The sequence below is a fragment of the Streptomyces sp. NPDC039430 genome (assembly GCF_055639435.1).
Map to the genome: position 1 here is coordinate 48,549 of NZ_JBVKAK010000017.1, position 19,055 is coordinate 67,603.

Genomic DNA, 19,055 nt, shown 5'->3' on the forward strand with positions numbered 1-19,055 from the left:
ACGGGAGTGATGCCCAGTGCGGTGGACAGTCGCGAAACCGGCCGGCTCAGGGGCCGAAACCGACCGTGAGCCGGGACCGCGCTACAAGTGGATCGCCCTGTCCAACACCACACTCGGCGTCCTGATCGCGACGATCAATATGTCGATCCTGCTGATCGCGCTGCCCGACATCTTCCGCGGCATCGGCGTGGATCCGCTCCAGCCCGGCAATACCAGTCTGCTGCTCTGGCTGATCATGAGCTATCTGGTGGTCACCGCCGTGCTGGTGGTCAGCTTCGGGCGGCTCGGTGACATGTACGGCCGGGTCCGTATGTACAACCTGGGGTTCGCGGTCTTCACCGTGTTCTCCATCCTGCTCTCGGTGACCTGGCTGCACGGCACGGCGGGCGCGCTGTGGCTCATCGGGATGCGCGTCCTCCAGGGCGTCGGGGGCGCGATGCTGATGGCGAACTCCAACGCCATCCTCACCGACGCCTTCCCCACCCATCAGCGCGGGCTCGCCCTGGGGCTGAACCAGGTGGCGGGCATCGCCGGATCCTTCATCGGGCTGATCCTCGGCGGTCTGCTCGGGCCCGTCGACTGGCATCTGGTGTTCCTGGTGTCCGTACCGATCGGCCTGTTCGGCACCGTATGGGCGTACCTCAAACTGCGGGACACCGGCGTCCGCGCCCCTGCCCGGCTGGACTGGTGGGGCAATCTCACCTTCGCCATCGGTCTGATCGCCGTCCTGTCCGGCATCACCTACGGGATCCAGCCCTACGGTGGCCACACCATGGGCTGGTCCAACCCCTGGGTGATCACCGCGATCGGCGGGGGACTGGCGATGCTGGTGGTGTTCTGTGTGGTGGAGACGCGGGTCGCCGAGCCGATGTTCCACCTGGCGCTGTTCCGGATCCGCGCGTTCACCGCGGGCAACGTGGCCAGCCTGCTCGCGTCGCTGGGACGCGGCGGACTGATGTTCATCCTGATCATCTGGCTCCAGGGGATCTGGCTGCCCCGGCACGGCTACAGCTTCGAGGAGACCCCGCTCTGGGCCGGTATCTACATGCTTCCCCTGACCATCGGATTCCTGATCGCGGGTCCCTTCTCCGGCTGGGCCTCCGACCGGTTCGGCGCGCGGACCTTCGCCACCGGCGGCATGCTGCTGGCCGCGGGCACGTTCGTGGCGCTGAAGGAACTCCCGGTCGACTTCGGCTATCCGATGTTCGCCCTGATCCTGCTGCTGAACGGGCTGGCCATGGGGCTGTTCGCGTCGCCCAACCGGGCGGCCATCATGAACAGCCTGCCGCCCGACCAGCGCGGGGTGGGCGCCGGGATCAGCACCACGTTCCAGAACTCCGCCACGGTGCTCTCCATCGGCGTCTTCTTCTCCCTGATGATCGCGGGGCTCGCCGGGGCGCTGCCCGGAGCCCTCACCCACGGTCTGACCGCCCAGGGCGTGCCCGCGGCCGACGCGGCGAGGGTCGCCGCGCTGCCGCCGGTCGGCGTGCTGTTCGCCTCGCTCCTGGGATACAACCCCGTGCAGACGCTGCTCGGGCCCCATGTGCTCGCCCAGCTGCCGGCCGGGCACGCCGACTACCTGACGGGGCGCGCCTTCTTCCCGGCGCTGATCTCCCAGCCGTTCGCCGACGGCCTCTCCGTCGCCTTCGACTTCGCGATCGCCGCCTGCCTGGTCGCGGCCGTCGCCTCGCTGCTCCGGGGCGGGCGCTACGTCCACGGAGACCGTCCCCCGGCCGCGCCTCCCGCCGCGGCGGGGCGGCGGCCGGACACCTCGGAGTCGCCGGCCCCGTCGGCCGCCGCGGCGCCGCTGCCGTCCGCGCACTCGTCCGCTCATTCGTCCGCGCACTCGTCCGGGCATGCGTCCCCACGGCCGTATGTGGGGCCGTCCCCCGCGCCTCCGCCTCCGCCTCCGCCGCCGCCCTCGTCCGAGGGGCCGTGATGACCGAACCCGCACCCGCACCTGCCCCCGACCCGGACTCCGCCGAGATCGCCGGGACCGCTGAGGTGGCTGAGATCACCGATGCCATGGGGGTCACCGAGGCCGCTGAGATCGCCGGACGGCTCCGGCTGGCGATCCAGCACCTGCTGCCCGTGCTGCGTGCCCGGAGCGCCCCCGGCGATCTCACCCCCAGCCGCCAGGCCGCCCTGGCCGCACTCGCCGCCCACGGCCCGCTGCGCATCAGCGAGCTCGCCGCCCGCATGGGCGTCGCCCTGTCCACCGTCTCCCGCATGGTGGATCTGCTCGACAGCATCGGCTGGATCGCACGGCATCCCGACCCACAGGACCAGCGCGCCAGCCTGGTCGCCCTCAGCCGTACGGGCGAGACCGTACTGGAGACCAGACGCCGTGAGACCGCCGCACGCCTCGCCGAGCGGATCGCCCTGCTGACGGACGCGGAACAGCGGGCCCTGTACGCCGCGCTGCCCGCGCTTGAGGCCCTGTCCGAGCGCGCCGCGACGTACCCCGGCGAACTGCCCCAGGGAATCTGAGCCATCGCGGGCTCCCGGAGTATCCGAATCGTCGCCGGTCCCCGGGGGGATACCGATCACGCGTAGCCGGCCGGTCCGCTCCTGGCGCGCACCCGCAGGACCAGGATGAACGCCGAGGGCATCGAGAAGACATTGCCGCGGCTCAAGGCGCTCATCGAGAACGGCCGGCCGCGACGGGGGCCCGCCTCCGGATCTCGTGGAGGCGGGCCACGCGGGTCGTACATCCCTGGATCAGACGTTGGGCACCTTGAGCTTGTCCCAGCTCGTCTTGCCCGGCACACCGTCGGCGTCGCTCCCCGAGTAGCCGAGCTTGCGCTGCCAGGCGGAGTAGGACTTGCGGTCGGCCTCGGTCCATTCCGGCCCCGGGCCCACCTCGTACCGTCCGCACCCCTCCGCCACCAGCCGCTTGCCCATCGCCGTGATCACGGCGCTGCGCCGGCCGACCGCGAAGAAGGCCGCTCCGGGGAACGGTTCGAACTTCGCCGGGGGTTTGGGCGGCGGAGTCGACGGGCCGTCCGGCTTGCCGCCGAGCCGGTCCCCTATCCGCGTGCGCATCGACTCCATCGTGAAGCCGCGCGGATCGATCTTCCCCGGCTGCCATTCCTTATGACCGATCACCGAGCGCTGTGTCCAGCCGTGCGCCCGGCAGATGGCCGCCGCGGCCTTCTCTATCGCCTCCAGCTGGGCGGCCGGCCACGGGTCCTTGCCGTCGCCGAGGTTGACGCACTCGAAGCCGTAGAAGTAGCGGTTGCCGTCGGTGTTGGCCTCGTTGTCGGCGGGCAGCGCCGACTCGTTGATCACCGCGCGCAGCACGTCGTCGTCCCCGGACCCGGCGTGATTGGCCCGTCCGTTGCCGACCAGATACACCGTGCCGTCCTTGGCGATCACTCCGTGGCACAGCGGGCCCGGCAGGCTCGAATGGCCGTTGTAGCAGAGCTCCACGGAACTCTGCGTACCCGACGTCACGGTGTGATGGATCATCACTCCGTGCAGCGGCCCCCACGGACCCTTGTGGTTGCGGTTGTGCGTGCGCCAGCTCCGGTGCTCGACGACGCGCAGACCTTCGTTACGGAGTACTTGCAGCAGTTTGGTGGCGGACAGAGGTGTTGCCATCGTGGCGCTCCTTCGCTTCTCTGACTGCTCGTCAGTCCTCTTTTGGTTTCTCGCTGTTCTGTTCCCCGCTGGGCTCTTCCGACGCGGGTCCCGTGGCGCCGTCCGCCGCCGCCAGCTCCGCGGCGACGGCCTCTTCCTCGGCCGCGGTCTCCGCCGCCAGCTCGGCTTCGGTCGCCGCGGGGATCGCGGTGGCCAGCGGGGCGAACGCCAGCCGCAGATCGGCGGCGGAGCCCTCGCCGAACACCCAGGCGAGCGGAGCGTAGTGGTACCGGACCCCGCCGGGGGCCTGGAGCAGCGGCCTGCGGGCCGCGTCCGTGGGCCATTCCACATCGCCGGTGGCGGTACGCGCGGGAACGGTCCAGAAGTCACCGGAGCGATACGTCCTCCCCGGCTCGAAGTAGACGAGAACGCCGTCCTCCAGCGGCAGCCAGCCGCCCTCCTCGATCCGCAGCGCGCCGTCGCGCGGCCTCGCGGCGCCCCGCTTCGTACGGCCCGACTGCCCCGTACCACCGCTCCGGTGCGACGCGGGCCGGTGGTCCCAGCGGCGCAGGAACGGGTGCAGCTCGGGCCGGCGCCCCACCGACGGGTCGGGCTCGGCCGAGAGCCGTACGCGCCGTCCCGGCAGGTCGACCTCCTCCACCCTGAGCAGCGGCAGCGGCTCGCCCCTGCTCAGATACGCGGAGTCGGCGAACTCGACCTGGTCGCCGACGTTCAGATCGAGCTTGCCGTCACCGCCGAGCGAGGCCAGCTCCACCCACGTACCGTCGAGTCCGTCGACCGGAAAGGTCACCGAACCGTTCTCCCTGGACCATTTGAACGTCGCGTCCTTCGCCGCGCCGCCCTGATGGATCTCCACCCGGTACATCTGGTTCTCCGGACCCCGGTACCGCGCGTCCGGCCTCACCAGGCACGGGTCCTCGTCCGCGTGCTCGGGCCGCCGGGCGCGCGCCGCCATCCGGGCCGTCGGCGCCTGCGCCGCCACCCACGTGGTGAACGCCGCGCGGGCCTGCTCCTGCGGCGTTCCGTCCGCCGGATCCAGCGCAAGCCGTGCGCCCGGAAGCGCCAGCACCTGCCACACGACCTTCAGCCTGGCCGCCGTGTCAGGCATCGCCGAGCCCAGCGCGACCTCCCGCAGCAGCGGGTCCTCGGCCGCCGTGACCGTACGCTCCCACACCTTCAGATAGGCCAGATAGGGGAATTGGGTGGGCAGCCGGTCGCCCGGCCGCTCCGGGTCGCGGTAGGCGTCGGGCTGGTCCCAGTACGTCCAGGTGGCCGGTGCTCGCGGCGCCGCCGGAGCGTCCTTGCCGTCGTCCTCGGCGGGGGCCGCGTCATCCTCGACGGGTACGCCGGGCGCCGGACGGGTCGCGTCCACCAGGATGCCGTCCACGTAGTAACGGCCGCCCGCGATGGACAGATCGTCCAGCTCCCGGCCGCCGCCCACGAAACCCAGCGCGAACCCCGTGGCGCCACGCGGACCGCCGTGCCGTCCGATCAGATCGGCGGCGAGGGTACGGGCCTGGTGCAGCTGGATCGCGGCCTGCTCATTGGCGTCCGCGTCGAGCTGGACGCGGCCCTGCTGGGCGATCACCGCCGAGTAGTGCCGGTCGGGCCGGAAGGTGGTGCGGGAGATATCTGCGTGCATGGGAAGGGGTCCCCCTCGGAAGTTCGGCATTCGGTGGCGCGGGATACGGGGCTGCCGCGCAGGGCACAGGGCGGAGAAGGGCTCAGGGCGGAAGGAGGGCTCAGGTCACGGTGACGATCCCGGCGTCGGTACCGGCCGGGGTGTACTCGGCGAGCCGCGCCCGCAGACTGTCCAGGCGCTGCGGCTCGTAGAGATCGTGGAAGGCGCCCATCTCGGAGCCGTCCTCGGCACCCCGCTTGATCTCCTCCGCGCACCCGGCCGCCAACTGCCCGTAAGCGGGCGTGCCGTACCGCTCACCGGTGAACAACGGCCGTACCCGCGCGGCTTCCTCACCGCCCACCAGATCGGGCTGGCAGCGATGGCGGCGCGGGGTGCGCGAGCCGGGCGACACGTACGAGAACCGCACGCACCCGACGCCGCGCCTGGCCACCCGCAGCGCCCCGGTGAAGACAGAGTTCTCGGCGATCGCCACCGCGTGCGTGTGGATCTCCCCGATGACGGTGGTGCGGTGCGCGTGCAGCACGGCGTGGGCATGCCGGCAGTCCGGGGCGGACAGAGCCGCCCGGTCATGGCCGGTGGCGTCCAGGACGCTGTCGCGGATATGGAGGGGCAGCGGGTCGTGCCCCACCTCGTCGCCGATCACCTCGATGGTGCCGAGGACACACCGTTCGATCTCCACGCACGCGGTGGTCCTGTCCAGCACCAGACTCGGTTCCTCGGGGGAGTGCGGCGCGCAGTGCGATTCCAGCGACCAGCCCGGTACGAGTGTGCAGTGCCGCAGCACGACCGCGCCCATGGGGCCGGAGACATGGAGGCCCCGCCCGGTGATCAGCAGACCGTCCAGCACGATCCGGGGGGCCGGGCCCGCGCCCTGCCGTCCGTCATCGTCCCGCGCCGGACTTTCCTCCCGCGCCTGGTTTTCCTCCCGCGCCCGGATGTTGAGCGCGTCGGGCCGGTTGCTGTACCAGTCGAGCAGCCGGATCACCGGCCAGGTGCCCTCGGCGGCCCGCACCTCCAGCCGGTCGCCGGGGTCCAGATCGAAGTCCAGCTGCTCCTGATAGGCGCCGCTGTGCGTGATCTCGATCAGCCCGTCGGGCCCGCGGTGGCCGGCCCGCCGGTCCGAGCGCCACTGCCCGTACGCGTCCATGATCCGCTGGTACGGCTGGCCGGGGCCGACCCGGTAGACCGCCGCGGACACCGGCGTCTCCCGGTCGCGCGGGTACTCGCCGCCGCCCGTGTCGTCCGAGAACGCGTGGTGGTACGTGACCCAGACGCCCTGGCGCGGCGCGGAGCGCGAGCCGAAGGCGATGCGGCCCAGCTCCGGATCGACGGCGACCTGCCCGCGCCTGGGCCGGTAGCGCCAGTCCGTCAGATCCGCCACCACGAGATCCGCCGGCGCCACCGGCTCGTCCTGGCCGTCGCGCCACACCGTGAAGCTCCTGCCGGGTCCGTAGTAGTCGGCGAGCCGGTCGGCGAGCTGCCTGCGGCGGATGGCCGCGGGGACGTTGTCGATGGCCGCGACATGGGTGGCCGACGGCTCCGGCACCGGCCTGGTCACCAGTGGCGTGTCATTGCCGAGGATCGAGAACGTGTAGAGGTGACGGGCCCGGTCGACGCAGTACGCGGGCGCCCCGGTCAGGTGGTACGGCTTCAGCCGCCACACGAACAGGCCCACACCCGCCGGTGATTGGCCGCCCCGCGTACGTGCCGAGCCGGCCCGCCGTACGTTCACCGACCGCGCGACCGCGCCGAACGGGCCGCCCGCGAGATCCAGCGCCGCGCCCTCCCGTACGTCCACGAGCCGGCCGCGTTCCAGCCGGCGCGCGTTCACCGCCGCCGTCCCCGATCCGTACAGCCTGACCGGCTGCTGGTACGCGAGGAGCCGGGAGAACTCCACCGCCCGTGCGGGCAGGCCCGCCACGTCCTCGGCCAGCTCCTCCAGCAGCGCCAGGGTGCCCTTGCGCCGCCGGTTGGCGACCGTCGCGGCGACATCGGCGCGCGGCGCCAGGGCCTCGGCGAGCCGGTCGCGCGCCTCCTCGGCGCTCCCGCCGCTCTCCAGCCCTTCCGCGAGCACCCGCTCGTAGCCGGGCAGCGGGGTGTAGCCGACCAGATCGCCGAGATACGGCAGTACCCAGGGCGCCGCGGTCTCCACGAACCAGTCCTCATAGCTCTGTTCGACCCCGTCGCGGACCCGGTCGACCTGCTCGGCGATCACCGCGAGCAGCGCGCGCAGCGGCTCCCCGCCCTCGGCGTCGCGCAGCCGGTGCCACTGCGGGAGCAGCTCCGCGAGCCCGTCCGGTTCCCTGCTCATGCGGTGACCTCCGTCAGAATCAGTGTGTCCGCGACACGCGGTGACAACAGGGCGAGCCGGGCCGGCCTGATGCCACGGAAGACACACACCGCCCGGCCGCGCGCGAGCCGCCGGGTATCGGTGATGTCCGGGTTCAGCCGCAGCAGTTCGGCCGGCGGGATGCCGTACCGGCCGGCGATCCCGGTGAGCGTCTCACCGTCCCGCTCGGAGACCACGTGCACGTCCTCGTCGTACGTGGCGAGCCGCGCCGGGACCGTGTGGCGCGGCCGGTCCAGCCGCTCCGCGAGGGCGATCAGCTCCTCCGGGGTGACGGACGCCGGTACCCCGGTGAAGACATCGACATCCACATAGTCCACACCGGGCACGCGGTGCGCCGTCGCCAGTACGTCCGAGAGCCGGGCCGGTTGGCCCAACTCCCTTCGCCCGCTGCCGAATTCACGCAACAGTGTCCGGCGCAGCAGGGGTTCGACCACACTCCAGGTGTGATCACGGGCCACCTTCACCCGCGCCGCGAGCAGCAGCAGCACCAACTCGCGTACGTCCACCCGCACGGGCAGGCGCGCGTCGCCGTACCGGGCGAGCGAGGACCGCAGGGAGTCCAGCACCTCGGAGTCGTCGGCGATCGGGATGTCGTCGGCCCCGGCGACGGTCATGTGCAGCACCCGCCGCCGCCCGTCGAAGATCTCCCGGGCGGCGGCCCGGCCGATGCCCGCCCGGGAGCGGGCGAAGTCCTCGTAGTCCCTGATGGACACGAGCCGGTCCAGAGCGGAGACCGCGAGCGGGATCGTGCGCCGGGTCAGACCGGGACCGTCGGCGTCCGCGCCGCCCGTGGCGGGCTGCGGATTGGTGACGGCCGTGATGCCCAGCGGCCGGGTGACGGCCTGGGTGATCCGGTCCGCGGGCACATTGGCGGCGCTGCCGGTGCCGAACCGGTACCGGGCCCGTACGTTCTCGTGCCCGGAGGGCAGCCGGGCGCCGAACACCCCGTCGCCGAAGGTCACCGTCGTACGCCCGTCCGCGGCCGTGCCGGTGACATACACCCGGTCGCGCGGACCGCGACCGGCCAGGCTGTCCACCGCGTGCCAGAGCAGACCGTCGACCCGTACCTCCAGGGTGGGCGTGGCGCCCAGCGGATTGTCGGCCGGCAGCCAGGTCAGCGGCGACTGCCAGAGCGCGAACGTCTGGTTGATCCGGCCGGCGTCGCCGCTGCCGATCGGCTCGTCGCGGCTCTCGCCGTGTGACGCGGGCACCACATTGCCCTGGACGCGCACCGTGTCACGGCGGTAGCGGTGGGCCAGGTCCGTGGTGAGCGTGAGCCTCGTATGGACGTGGTCACCGGGCAGCCCGGGGTCCAGCGCCTGTTCCACCGCCGCGATCATGGCCAGTTCGGTGCCCCGTACCCCGGCCGTGTGCGGAATGTCGGTGCGCTCGCCCGACACGATCAGATACCGCCCCGGCGCCAACCCGTCGTACAGCTCGGCCAGTTCGAGTTCATTGCCGTGGACGTCCTCGCCCAGCGGCTCGTCGGCGAGCCGCAGCGCCTCACCGCCCGCGTGCACGGTGGTGTCACGGATCGTGGAGAGCAGGACGTCGTGCTCGTCCAGCCAGGGGTCGGCGAGCGTCAGTTCGGTGCCCCGGCCGGTGATGCCGTAGTCGGTGTACGCGGCGGTGCGTACGGCGGTCACACGGGTGGTCAGGAACGCGAGCTTCCTGTCGCCCGGGATCCCGTCGGGCCCCTCGGCGCCCTTGCGGGGACGCTCGACCACGATCCAGCTGCCGACCGTGATGCCGTCCTGGACGGAATCGAGCGGCAGCACATGGCGGTTGGCCCGCTCGGGAACGGTCGCGAGACCGATCTCGACATTCGCGGGCTCGCCGCCGACGGTGTACCGCACGGTCAGCTCAAGCCCGGCGTGAGTGACCTGCTTGTGCTCGCCGGGAGCGAGCCACCACTCCAGTGCCTCGCCGTTGTGCACGGCCACATGGACCCGGCCGTCCTCGCCCGGCCGGGAGACGAAGAGCGTCCGCTCCGGCAGACCGGGCAGCAACTGTGCGGTCACGCCCGGCTCCTGGGAGTCCGCCGGGCGCCGGGAGAGCCAGCTCAGATCGCGGTCCTGGGCGGTACGCGTCACCAGCGAGACCCGTCCCGGCGCCAGCTCGAAGGTGATCTCGGCGGGCAGATTCTCCGACCGCTGAACGGACGAGCCGGTCTCCGTGTGCTGGAACTCGGCGCGTACCGGCACCCGGCCCGCGGCGTCGTACACGATCCGCATGGTGGTGAGGGACGAGCCGCCCAGCGGCCAGTCGGTCTGCCGGATGACCCGCCCGCGCTCGTCCTGGACGGGCTTGAGCGGCGCCGTCGCCCCGAACGGGGCCCCGGTCACCCGCATCGCCTGGAGCTCGCGCAGCAGCGCGGGCACGGCCGGGGCAGCGTTGCGCCACGCCGTGTACATCCCGTCCGCGATACGAGGGTCGAGGGCGGAGAGGAGCCGTGCGCCGAGGTCGGAGCCCGGCGCGAAGAGCCGCGCCGGGTCGTGCGGGAGCGCGCGTGCCCCCGGCGCGGGTGTGACGACCCGGGAGCGCAGCGCGGGCAGGACGGCGCCGAGCGCCCGCATCGCGGGGGAGTCCGCCGCCCCGGCGTTCGCGGGTGCGTGTACGGGGGTGCCACCCCCGGCGTTCGCGGGTGCGTGTACGGGGGTGCCACCCCCGGCGTTCGCGGTGGCGCGTACGGGGGTGCCCGTGGTGGTGCCCGCGGAGGCGTACGGGGAGACGTCCGCCGGGGCCGGCGGCACGGGCTGCGAGGGCTCCAACGCGGCCGCCCGCTCCATCAGTTCGCCGACCACCGCCTCCAACTGCTCGAACCAGGCAACGACTTCCTCGTACGGAGCCGCCACGGCCTGTGCCTCGGTCAGCCGCTCATGCGGATCCGCGAGCCGCCGGGCGAACGCCGCCGGGGACGCGATGCCGTCCAGCTCGCCGCGCAGCGGCGCCAGCACCTGAGCGTCGAACTCCTCGATGATCAGGCTGACCGGGCGCGGATTGGGGTTCTCGGGGGTGGGATCGCCCTCCTCGGCCTCCCGCCCGTCCTCGGTGATCCACTCGCGCAGCTCCGCCACCAGCTCGGCGAGCGACGGCGGCGCGGACTGCGGCAGCCCGATCGCCGTCACCTCGTCGTCCCGGTCGATCCGGACCCGCGCGACCGGCAGCAGCCGCCGCACCCCGGCCGTCTCCCCGTCCGCGGCGAAGACGAACAGCAGCCTGTCGCCGGTCCGGAGCGAGGTGGCCGTGCCGGACACCTGGATCTCGGACCGCCTGGGAAGGTCGTCCGGGGTGAGCAGGGCGGGGCGGCGCCGGCGTACCGCCAGCTCGTTCCAGGCCCAGCGGGCCGTCAGGTCCTCACTGGTCTCGAACGTCCGCGACTCCTCGTCCGCCGAGGCGGGCACGCTGTTGCTGCGCGCGCCGCGCGGGATCAGCACCGGCAGGTCCCCGGCGCGCGGATCGCGGTCCAGGGTGTACGCGAGATGGGTGTCGGCGGCGATGCCGGGCCGCGGCCGGTGCCCGACCAGCCGCCCCAGCAGGGCGAGCGAGCGGTACTCACGCGCCGTACGGAGATACCCCTCCTCGGCGATCCGCTCGGAGTGGAACGTGAGGAGGTCACCGACGACCGCCCAGGAGTCGAGCAGCCCGATCGCCGGGTCGTCCGGGGTACGGACGGTCAGCCCGCGCAGCGCGGGGTAGCCGGGGGAGGCCAGCCGGTCGAGCATGGCCGCGAGGAACGAGCCGTACTCACCGACGCGGTAGTCGAGGGCCGTCCTGCCCGGCGGGTTGTACAGCGGCGGGGGCGCGTGGCGCTCGTCGTGCCCACCGCGGCCGCAGCCGCAGGTGCGGGTGTCTCTCATCGTGCGCCTCCGGCCAGTTCGATGGACAGCCGGCCGTTCTCGGGCCGGTCCGGGTCGTTGTCGCACCGCGCGATCTCCAGCGGGCCGAGCCGCAGCACGCCTTCGTCCAGTGCCGTGTCGTCCGTGCCGTCCGTATCGTCCGTGCCGTCCGTGTCGGCATGATGGGCGGGAGCCTCGTCGAAGAGCCGGGTCAGCCGGGTCACCCGTACGCTCTCCACGCCCTGTACGGCCGCCGCCGCGGCGACCAGCCTGCTGAGCCGCACCGGCTCGCCGAAGGTCAGCGCGTCGGGGTGGAAGAAGCCGGGCCGGCCGCCCGGCAGCCGGCGGCCGCCCAGCAGCCGGTACAGCTCGGCCAGGATCTGCCCGTGCTGGTGGCCGGGCGCGGCACACACCGTGAGAGCGATGTCCAGCGGTACGTTCCTGGCGGGGCCGACGACCAGGTCATGGCCGATCCTGCGGTAGCTCTCCAGCGCGTACGACACCGAGTCGAGCAGCTCGGGGGAGGGATCACCGTTCCCCAGCGCGCCGATGGCGACATGCGCCTCCTGGACACCGCCCGTCCAGCGGATCTCCGCCGCCGCGCGCCGCACCCCCGGGAGCCCCTCCGCCAGCGCCGCGTAGTCCTCGGCGGTGACGGCGCGCAGCCGCGAGCGCTTGAGGCCGAGCGGCGCCAGCTGGCGTACCTGATCGATGGGTTCCGGCTCCGTGCCGCCGACGGCCGGCAGCGGATTGCGCACCCCCGCCACGGGCATCGGCTCCCCGGCGTCGGACGCGTCCGGGTCACGGCACAGCACCAGATGGTTGATGGCCTCCGCGCCGACATTGCCCGCCGTGCCACCGCCGAGCCGGTAGTGCAGCTCCAGCCGGGCCCCGGGTCGCGGACGCGCGCCGTGCCGCCCGTCGCCGAAACGCAGGGCGATCCGCCCGTCGTCCTCCAGCTCACCGACGAAGTGCCGGTCGCGCGGGCCGCTGGAGAGCAGATCGCGCCGGGGCGCCCAGGGCGTGTCACCGTCCATGACACGCACCGCGGGCAGCGCGGCCCGCGGATCCTGTACGAGGGCCGCGGCGGGTCCGCGCAGCACCGCCTCACCGGGATGCAGCCCGACCGCGTACGCCGGGCCCCAACTGTGCGCGATCTCCCAGGCGATGGTGCCGTCGAGCACCGCGCCCGCCCGCGCCCGCGCGCCCAGCACCTCCAGCCGTCGCAGCTTCGCGGCGAGCAGACGCTCGGCGCGGTGCAGCAACTCACGCAGCGCGCGCACCGGATGGCGCCGCAGCTCGATACGTTCCAGCACCCGGGGCCCGAACAGCACGGTCAGCTCGGCGATCTCACGGTCCGTCAGTTCGTCGTGATCGCGGGCGCCGCGCCACAGCTCCACCAGCCGCGCCCGCACCCGGCCCCCGATGGCCGCCAGCCTGTCGGCCTGTCCGGCCGAGACATGCCGGGGCTCAGGGAACGGTACGGACTGGACAACGGGGGAGCGGTCGAGCACCGGCCGGAAGCGCGGCCGGATGCCCGGATAGGTGACCTGCGCCAGCAGGGTCGCCAGCGCCTCCGCCTGGGCGTACGCGGTGCCGGGGACGACCTTCTCCCGCCGGCGCCCCGCCAGCTCCAGCGTGAGTCCGGCGCGTACCGTCGCCTCCTCGCCGACGACGGTGAACAGCTCGCGCATCTGATTAGCCGTCAGTGACCGGCCGCAACGCGTCTGGTTGATACGGGTGTTGATCAGCGCGGCCGTCGCGTTCCCCGCGTCCCCGTCCCGGCAGCCGAAGCCCGACGGCTCACAGGAACCGAGGACGGCGGGCGCCGGCGGGACGGTGACCGTCTGGGCCGCGCCGCCGTGGAAGGCCGGCGAACGGCCGTGGTCGACGAGCACGACATTCCCGCGCGCCACGCTCACATCCTCGACCGGCTCACAGCCGGGGCCGCCGCGTGTGGACAGACAGACGGGGAAGGCGAGCGCGTCCTCCCGCGCCCAGGTGACCTCCAGGACGGGCTGGTCCGTCAGCCGGTCCACGCCCGGAGTGACGGAGGTGAGGCGTACGGCCTGCCGGTGCGCCGGATCGGCGTCGCCCGGCGTCCCGGAACGCGGTCCCCGTACCTCCTCGATCACCAGCAGATCGCCCGGTGACAGCTCCAGCGTCCGGGACACACACTCCTTCTCCGGGGACTGCTTCTTCGCCGGCTCCTTCTCCGTCGGCTCCTTGTCCGCCGACTCGTTGTCCGCCCACTCGTCACGGAGCGTGGCGGCGGTGGCTCCCCTGGGCAGCGCGCACACCTCGTCGCCCCAGGTCCAGAAACGGATGGTGTTGTGTCCGGGGGAGAGGACCAACGGCTCCTCGGCGACGACCGGTTCGAAGACCTCCACCGAACTGCGCTCGTCCAGCACGGCCAGATCCCGGTCATCGATGACCGTACCGATCTCGGGCCGGTCGCGCGGCGCCGGCGTACGGACGTCGACGGCGGCGAAGCGGAACGTACCGGGCGGCAGTGTCAGCCGGCGCACGGTCTCGACCGTGACGAAGGCGCGGGCGTTGACCCCGTCGTGCATCGGATAGTCGATGAGCCGCACATGGCGGCGTACGGACACCCGGCGCCGTGCCGTGTCGAGATACGCCTCCGTCGCGACCGCGTCCTGCTGATGACTGATCAGATCGGCGGTGTGGGCGATGAGTTCGACCAGGGTGGTACCGAGGTCGGCGGCGTTGCGCTCGACCCAGCCCGGAGTGGTCAGCGCCAGCCGGTCGAGAATCAGGCGGCGGATCGTGTCGTAGTCGCGCGCCGTGTAGTCGATGACAGGCGCCGCGTCGATGACAGGCGCCGCGTCGATGACGGGCGCCGCGTCGATGACGGGGGCGGGGGTGTGCGGGGCCGCCGTTCCGCCGGCCCGCTCGTCCTTCGCGCAGTCGAAGGGGGTGGGACAGTCCGCCCGGAAGTCGAAGTCGGCCCAGAAGTACCGCTGGTCGAAGCCGGGGAACGGCTCGGTGCCCGGCCGTCCGTACGGATCCGTCCCGACCACCGAGAGCCGGTAGCGCGAGGTGTCGCCGGTGCGGTCGAGCGTGACGAACAGCCGGTCGTCCAGCTCCGGGTCCTCCTCACGCTCCACCGACACCTCGACGGCCTCGATCCTGGTGATCCGCCGGCCGCCGTCGATCCGGATGTTCTCCGGGCAGAGCCCGTGGGGCGCCTTGCCGAGGAAGGTGACGGTGAGGGTCAGCCCGTCGTCACCGACCTCGACCGCGTCCACACCACCGAGCCGCGCGGCCCGTACCTTCGTACGCCTGCCGTCCGTACGGCAGACCAGCTGATCGCTCGGCACACTCATACCGGGCCGCTCCCCTCGAACACCTCGTCGCGCCGGCTCGCGGTGGAGCGCACCACGTAGCGCAGATACACCCGCACCACGTTCTCCTCGCTCACCACGTCCAGCGCCTCCACCTCGATGAGTTCGCCCAGCCAGCGCTGGAGCGAGGCCTGTACCGACAGCTCCAGGGCGGAGGCCAGTTCCGGGCTGTTGGGTGTGAAGACCAGATCGAGCAGACCGCAGCCGAAGTCGGGGCGCATCACGCGTTCGCCGGGGCTGGTGAAGAGCAACTGCTCGATCAGATCCCGCACATGGTCGTCGTAGTCGGCGTGCGCGGTGCGCCCGCGCCGGTCGGTGCGGAAGGGAAAGGCGATGTCGCTCCTCACCGGCTGGACACCCCCCGGGTCACGGGGGCGACCACCGGCGGTCCCTGCGGTACCAGCGCGGCGCTGAAGCAGAGCGCGGACGTGCTGTCGAGCAGCGCGGGCGCGCCGTCGATCAGCACACCGCCGCGCTCCGGCGTCCAGCGGACCGTGACACACGGATGGGGGACCCCGTCGATGAGGTGCGGGCAGCCGCTGACGGTGAAGACGTCGGTGGCGGTGGGCACCGGCAGGCCGTCGACCCGTACACCGGACGACCGGGCGGCGGCGGGTACGACCCGGCCGCCGTGCGGACAGCTGATCGTGGACCCACCGTTCACAACATTCCCGGACAACAGACCTCTCCCCGTGGTGTTCGTCGTCATCGTCTTTGTCTTCGTCTTCGTCGCTGTCATCGCTGTCATCGCTGTATCGCCGTCGCTATCGCTTCTTCATCGCTTCTTCGGCACGATCAGCCGGCCCTCGTTGATGCTGACCTCGTCGCCGATCAGCACGATGGACGCCCCCTTGCCGTTGCCGATGGTCACGCCCTTCTCGTCGATCCGGACGTACGCACCGCCCTTGGCCTCCAGCAGGATCCCGTCGCCGCCGGGCACGTCCGACATCACCAGCTTGTGGGCGCCGGGGGTCTGGATCACCACCGGTTGCGAGGCGGGCAGTTCCGCGCTCGCGCGGGGCGGCAGCTCCGAGGCGTCCCCGTACCAACACCCCGTCCAGACGGGGAAGCTGGGATCTCCCTGCTCGAACTCCACCCACACCCCGGCGCCGATCTCCGGGACGGCGTACTGCCCCGACCGCCGCCCGGTGAAGGGCAGGCAGGGCAGCGCCCAGGTCGACGCCTCGTCGCCCAGCACATCCGGCACCTGGGCCGTGATCCTGCCGATCCTGAGCGGATCCTTGTTGTCGATCACACGGCCGCGGAACTTGCCGAGGAAGCGGTTGTTCGGTGCCGCCATACGAAAGTCTCCTGGTCCCTACGGGCGAACGGTCGTGCTGCGGGCGATGAGGCCCTCGCGGGTGAGCGTGAAGTTCTGCTGATACGAGCCGGGCCTGAGGTTGTGGGTGACGCTCTTGACGTAGTAGTCGCCGTCGTAGGTCACCCCGGCCCCTCTGACGCCCACCAACTCCCTTGGCCGCAGTACGTATCCATGCCGGTTGACATCCAGTGACCCGGATCCGGAGATCGCGTCGGCCGAGGTCGCGGCCCTGGCGAGAGCCTCGGCACTCGCCTGCCCGAAGTCCTTCTTCGCCGTACCGGAGAGGGTCTTGCGCTTGAGCGCCGGGGTGGCCCGGCGGCCCAGCGGTGGCCGCAACGGGCTGATGTCGGGCTGGGCGAGCAGTGTGGAGTCGCGCGACGCGGGGTCCTGCACGCGCGCCTGCGGCTCCTCGCGGGCGGTCCCGTCGTACGCGAACGTCAGCTGGTCGACGGTCGAGTTGTTGTCCATATTCACATTGAGCGCGTGCTGACGCTGCCCGAGCCGCTGCTCGGGCCCCCAGAACGCGCTGGACCGGCCGGGCACGGGCCCCGGATCGAGATAGAAGGTGTAGCCATTGGCCTTGGCCAGCTCGTTCACATACTGGAGATCGGTCCCGGTCTGGTAGTCGACGCGGTACTGCTCCCGGGCCGGCTGCTGAATCTGCTCACGGATGATGCGCGCGTCGATCCCGTAGTCGGCGTACTTCGCGAGGATCCGCTCGACGCGCTGCGAGGGCGCGAGATTGGGATACCGGTCGGTCCGCTCCTCCAGGTCCATGAGCAGGGTGAGGTCCTCGCCGGTGACCGTGAGTGTCGTCTGCCCCGGCTGATTACTGGCCCCGACCTCCTGACGCACGATCAGCCCGTCGAGCAGCACGGTCGTGGTCCCCTTGACCGACGCCGTGACGATCACTCGCGTGCGCGGATCGAAGAACCCCTCGGGCAGCAGCCGCCGCGTGATCATGCCGGTCTTCGTCAGATCGAAGGCGATCTGGAACCCGCTCCGCTCCCCGGCCGTCATCGTGATCTGCGCGGACAGCAGCGCCTCACTGACCTCGGCGGGGACGGGACGGGTGAGCTTGGGGCCCATGCGGAGGGTGAGATGGACGGGCCCGGTCCCGATCGGCTCGTCAGCCATGGCCGTTCCCCACGGCACCGCCGGGCAGCGGAATCCCGATCACCCGCCCCGGCTCGTCGGTCAACTCGCGTGGATCGAGTACGGGGTTGGCGTCGGCGATCTGCCACCACTGGCCGGGATCGCCGAAATACCGCTGCCCGAGATGGTCGGGCCGCTCCCCATCACTGACGACATGAGGCGCGCTCGCCCGCCCGTCCCCCAGCGGAGGCAGCAACCGCCGCTTCGTATACCGCACCTCGGTCCCGTCCGGCTGCTGGTGCACCCCGATCTCGGCGTCGTGATACCGACTGGAACGGGGGTACGGATGAGCCCCGGGTATCCCGTCCAACGCACTCTCATACGGCTCGATCACTGTGGCCTACCTCCCCATCCCGATACCGCCGCCAACGCCACCACTCAGCCCCAGAGCCCCGAGCTGCCCCGCCGCTACCCGAGCGGCCAGCCGCTCCTTCTGCGCCAGATGCGCGAGATACAACTCGGCCCCGCGATGCCCGGCGGGCAGATCACTGACCGTCAGCACCTTCAGCCCGATGCCGAGCGAGGCCCGTATGGGGTTCAGATTCACGTCGAACGCCGACTCATTGATCGACAGCTCGGTCAGCCGCACGGGCATGACGCGCTTACTGCCCCAGGTGAAGAGCGTCAGCGGCGTCTCGATCGGACTGATCTCGATGGTCCCGTTCTGCGCCAGGCGGGACGCGGCCCGTAACTGCGCCGTGGTGGGCTGCACCAGCATCTCGAGGACGGCGAGCTGAGGATGAATCCCATCGGGCGCGGCGACATCCAGCTGATCGGTCGCGTCGATCTCAGCGGTGAACTTCCACGTCTCCTGCGCCGGCCCCTTGAGCCGCAGCGCCTCATTCCGATCCCCGCTTCCACTCCCCCCTCCGCCGGAGTCCCCACTACCCCCGGCGGCCTGGGGCGCGACGGAGCGTTCGAGGGTGTCGGGATTGAACTGCAGCACGATGATGCGCTGGGGCGTGCCGCGCTCGGGATCGACGATGACGATCCCGGACCGGATGGGCTTGGGAATATCCGCGTAGCGAGTCACAGCCGGGCCTCCAGACGGTTTGTCAAGGACGTGTAGTCGTATTGCGGAAACACAGCGGGGAACGTCTCGAGCATCGTCGTCAGATTTTCCACGTGCGCGCGGAATCCGCCGTCGCGCAGAGAAGCATCCACGAACAGCATCTGCCAGCCAAACGCCCCCTTGGTGAGGCGCAGGGTGTCCAGATACTGGCAATAGTTGAGTTCCATCCTCAGGAAGCCCTGGGTGTTGATCTGCTCGTCGAACAGATACCGGTCCTGGTACCAGATCTCCAGCGTTTCTTTGTGTGGCTCCAGCCGGATGAAAGCGGCTTCACCCGTGGCCCGGTGCGGAGCCGAGTCGATCATCCGGAGGCCGGCGAGCAGTGCTCGCTCGCTCTCCATGGCCAGGTCGTTGTGCCGTGGTGGGTCTCCGGTGATGGCCAGGTAAAGGTGAGGAAGGCTGAACTCGCCGGTGCACTTCCGATCCTGTGACGCCAGGGACCATTCACATGAGAGATGTACGAACCGTAGCGCGCACTCTTTGAGCTCATCGCTGAGCATCACATCCGCCCACTCCGGGCTCTCATCCGACAGGGGATCGAAGGTCGCCAGTGGGAATGTGATGTCTTCCTGCCTGCATGTCACATCGAACAGCGAGCTTCGCGCGAGTTCCCTGATCGATTCGGTCTGCAAAGTCTCGCTCTGTGTCAGAGGATCCGTCATGGTTCACCTTCGGCGCGGAGCATGGGTGGGGACGCGGAGCATGGAT

14 protein-coding genes are annotated in these 19,055 nt (G+C 71.5%); 2 read left to right on the forward strand and 12 right to left on the reverse strand.

Annotated elements, in window-relative coordinates; translation table 11 throughout:
- Positions 1 to 16: 16 nt before the first annotated feature.
- Together ACZ7LS_RS30695 and ACZ7LS_RS30700 are read left to right on the forward strand one after the other, a co-directional pair.
- Positions 17 to 1,939 carry an MFS transporter gene (locus ACZ7LS_RS30695; protein WP_385136058.1) on the forward strand — a complete coding sequence of 641 codons (1,923 nt, stop codon included), beginning with the start codon at positions 17 to 19 and terminating at the stop codon, positions 1,937 to 1,939.
- Positions 1,939 to 2,490: a MarR family winged helix-turn-helix transcriptional regulator gene (locus ACZ7LS_RS30700; RefSeq protein WP_382675340.1), complete on the forward strand. Its 552-nt coding sequence runs from the start codon at positions 1,939 to 1,941 to the stop codon at positions 2,488 to 2,490. Before ACZ7LS_RS30695 ends, ACZ7LS_RS30700 begins: the two co-directional genes overlap by 1 nt.
- 231 nt (positions 2,491 to 2,721) lie before the next feature.
- On the opposite strand, the gene ACZ7LS_RS30705 is transcribed toward ACZ7LS_RS30700, so the two are convergent.
- The 12 genes from ACZ7LS_RS30705 to ACZ7LS_RS30760 form a co-directional block, all read right to left on the reverse strand.
- Positions 2,722 to 3,603 (reverse strand): peptidoglycan-binding protein, encoded by an 882-nt coding sequence (locus ACZ7LS_RS30705; protein ID WP_382675343.1) that lies wholly within the window; start codon positions 3,601 to 3,603, stop codon positions 2,722 to 2,724.
- Positions 3,604 to 3,634: 31 nt separating this feature from the next.
- Positions 3,635 to 5,245, reverse strand: a complete 1,611-nt coding sequence (locus ACZ7LS_RS30710) for a DUF6519 domain-containing protein (protein ID WP_385136061.1) — start codon at positions 5,243 to 5,245, stop codon at positions 3,635 to 3,637.
- Between the two features lie 100 nt (positions 5,246 to 5,345).
- A complete protein-coding gene (locus ACZ7LS_RS30715; protein WP_385136064.1) occupies positions 5,346 to 7,556 on the reverse strand; it encodes a hypothetical protein in 2,211 nt (736 codons plus the stop codon).
- Positions 7,553 to 11,455 (reverse strand): putative baseplate assembly protein, encoded by a 3,903-nt coding sequence (locus tag ACZ7LS_RS30720; RefSeq protein ID WP_385136067.1) that lies wholly within the window; start codon positions 11,453 to 11,455, stop codon positions 7,553 to 7,555. Before ACZ7LS_RS30720 ends, ACZ7LS_RS30715 begins: the two co-directional genes overlap by 4 nt.
- A complete protein-coding gene (locus ACZ7LS_RS30725; protein WP_385136070.1) occupies positions 11,452 to 14,781 on the reverse strand; it encodes a putative baseplate assembly protein in 3,330 nt (1,109 codons plus the stop codon). Before ACZ7LS_RS30725 ends, ACZ7LS_RS30720 begins: the two co-directional genes overlap by 4 nt.
- Positions 14,778 to 15,146 (reverse strand): GPW/gp25 family protein, encoded by a 369-nt coding sequence (locus ACZ7LS_RS30730; protein WP_030352222.1) that lies wholly within the window; start codon positions 15,144 to 15,146, stop codon positions 14,778 to 14,780. Before ACZ7LS_RS30730 ends, ACZ7LS_RS30725 begins: the two co-directional genes overlap by 4 nt.
- On the reverse strand, positions 15,143 to 15,478 hold the full coding sequence (locus ACZ7LS_RS30735; RefSeq protein WP_382675359.1) for a hypothetical protein: 336 nt from the start codon (positions 15,476 to 15,478) through the stop codon (positions 15,143 to 15,145). The genes ACZ7LS_RS30730 and ACZ7LS_RS30735 overlap by 4 nt, the downstream gene beginning before the upstream one ends.
- A 96-nt stretch (positions 15,479 to 15,574) precedes the next feature.
- On the reverse strand, positions 15,575 to 16,099 hold the full coding sequence (locus ACZ7LS_RS30740; RefSeq protein WP_382675362.1) for a phage baseplate assembly protein V: 525 nt from the start codon (positions 16,097 to 16,099) through the stop codon (positions 15,575 to 15,577).
- A gap of 18 nt (positions 16,100 to 16,117) precedes the next feature.
- Positions 16,118 to 17,257 carry a hypothetical protein gene (locus ACZ7LS_RS30745; protein ID WP_385136072.1) on the reverse strand — a complete coding sequence of 380 codons (1,140 nt, stop codon included), beginning with the start codon at positions 17,255 to 17,257 and terminating at the stop codon, positions 16,118 to 16,120.
- On the reverse strand, positions 17,250 to 17,609 hold the full coding sequence (locus tag ACZ7LS_RS30750; RefSeq protein ID WP_382524379.1) for a LysM peptidoglycan-binding domain-containing protein: 360 nt from the start codon (positions 17,607 to 17,609) through the stop codon (positions 17,250 to 17,252). Before ACZ7LS_RS30750 ends, ACZ7LS_RS30745 begins: the two co-directional genes overlap by 8 nt.
- A 6-nt stretch (positions 17,610 to 17,615) precedes the next feature.
- Entirely contained in the window at positions 17,616 to 18,308 is a 693-nt protein-coding gene (locus ACZ7LS_RS30755; protein ID WP_382524381.1) for a hypothetical protein, read from the reverse strand.
- A complete protein-coding gene (locus ACZ7LS_RS30760; RefSeq protein ID WP_385136074.1) occupies positions 18,305 to 19,009 on the reverse strand; it encodes a hypothetical protein in 705 nt (234 codons plus the stop codon). The genes ACZ7LS_RS30755 and ACZ7LS_RS30760 overlap by 4 nt, the downstream gene beginning before the upstream one ends.
- Positions 19,010 to 19,055 lie beyond the last annotated feature (46 nt).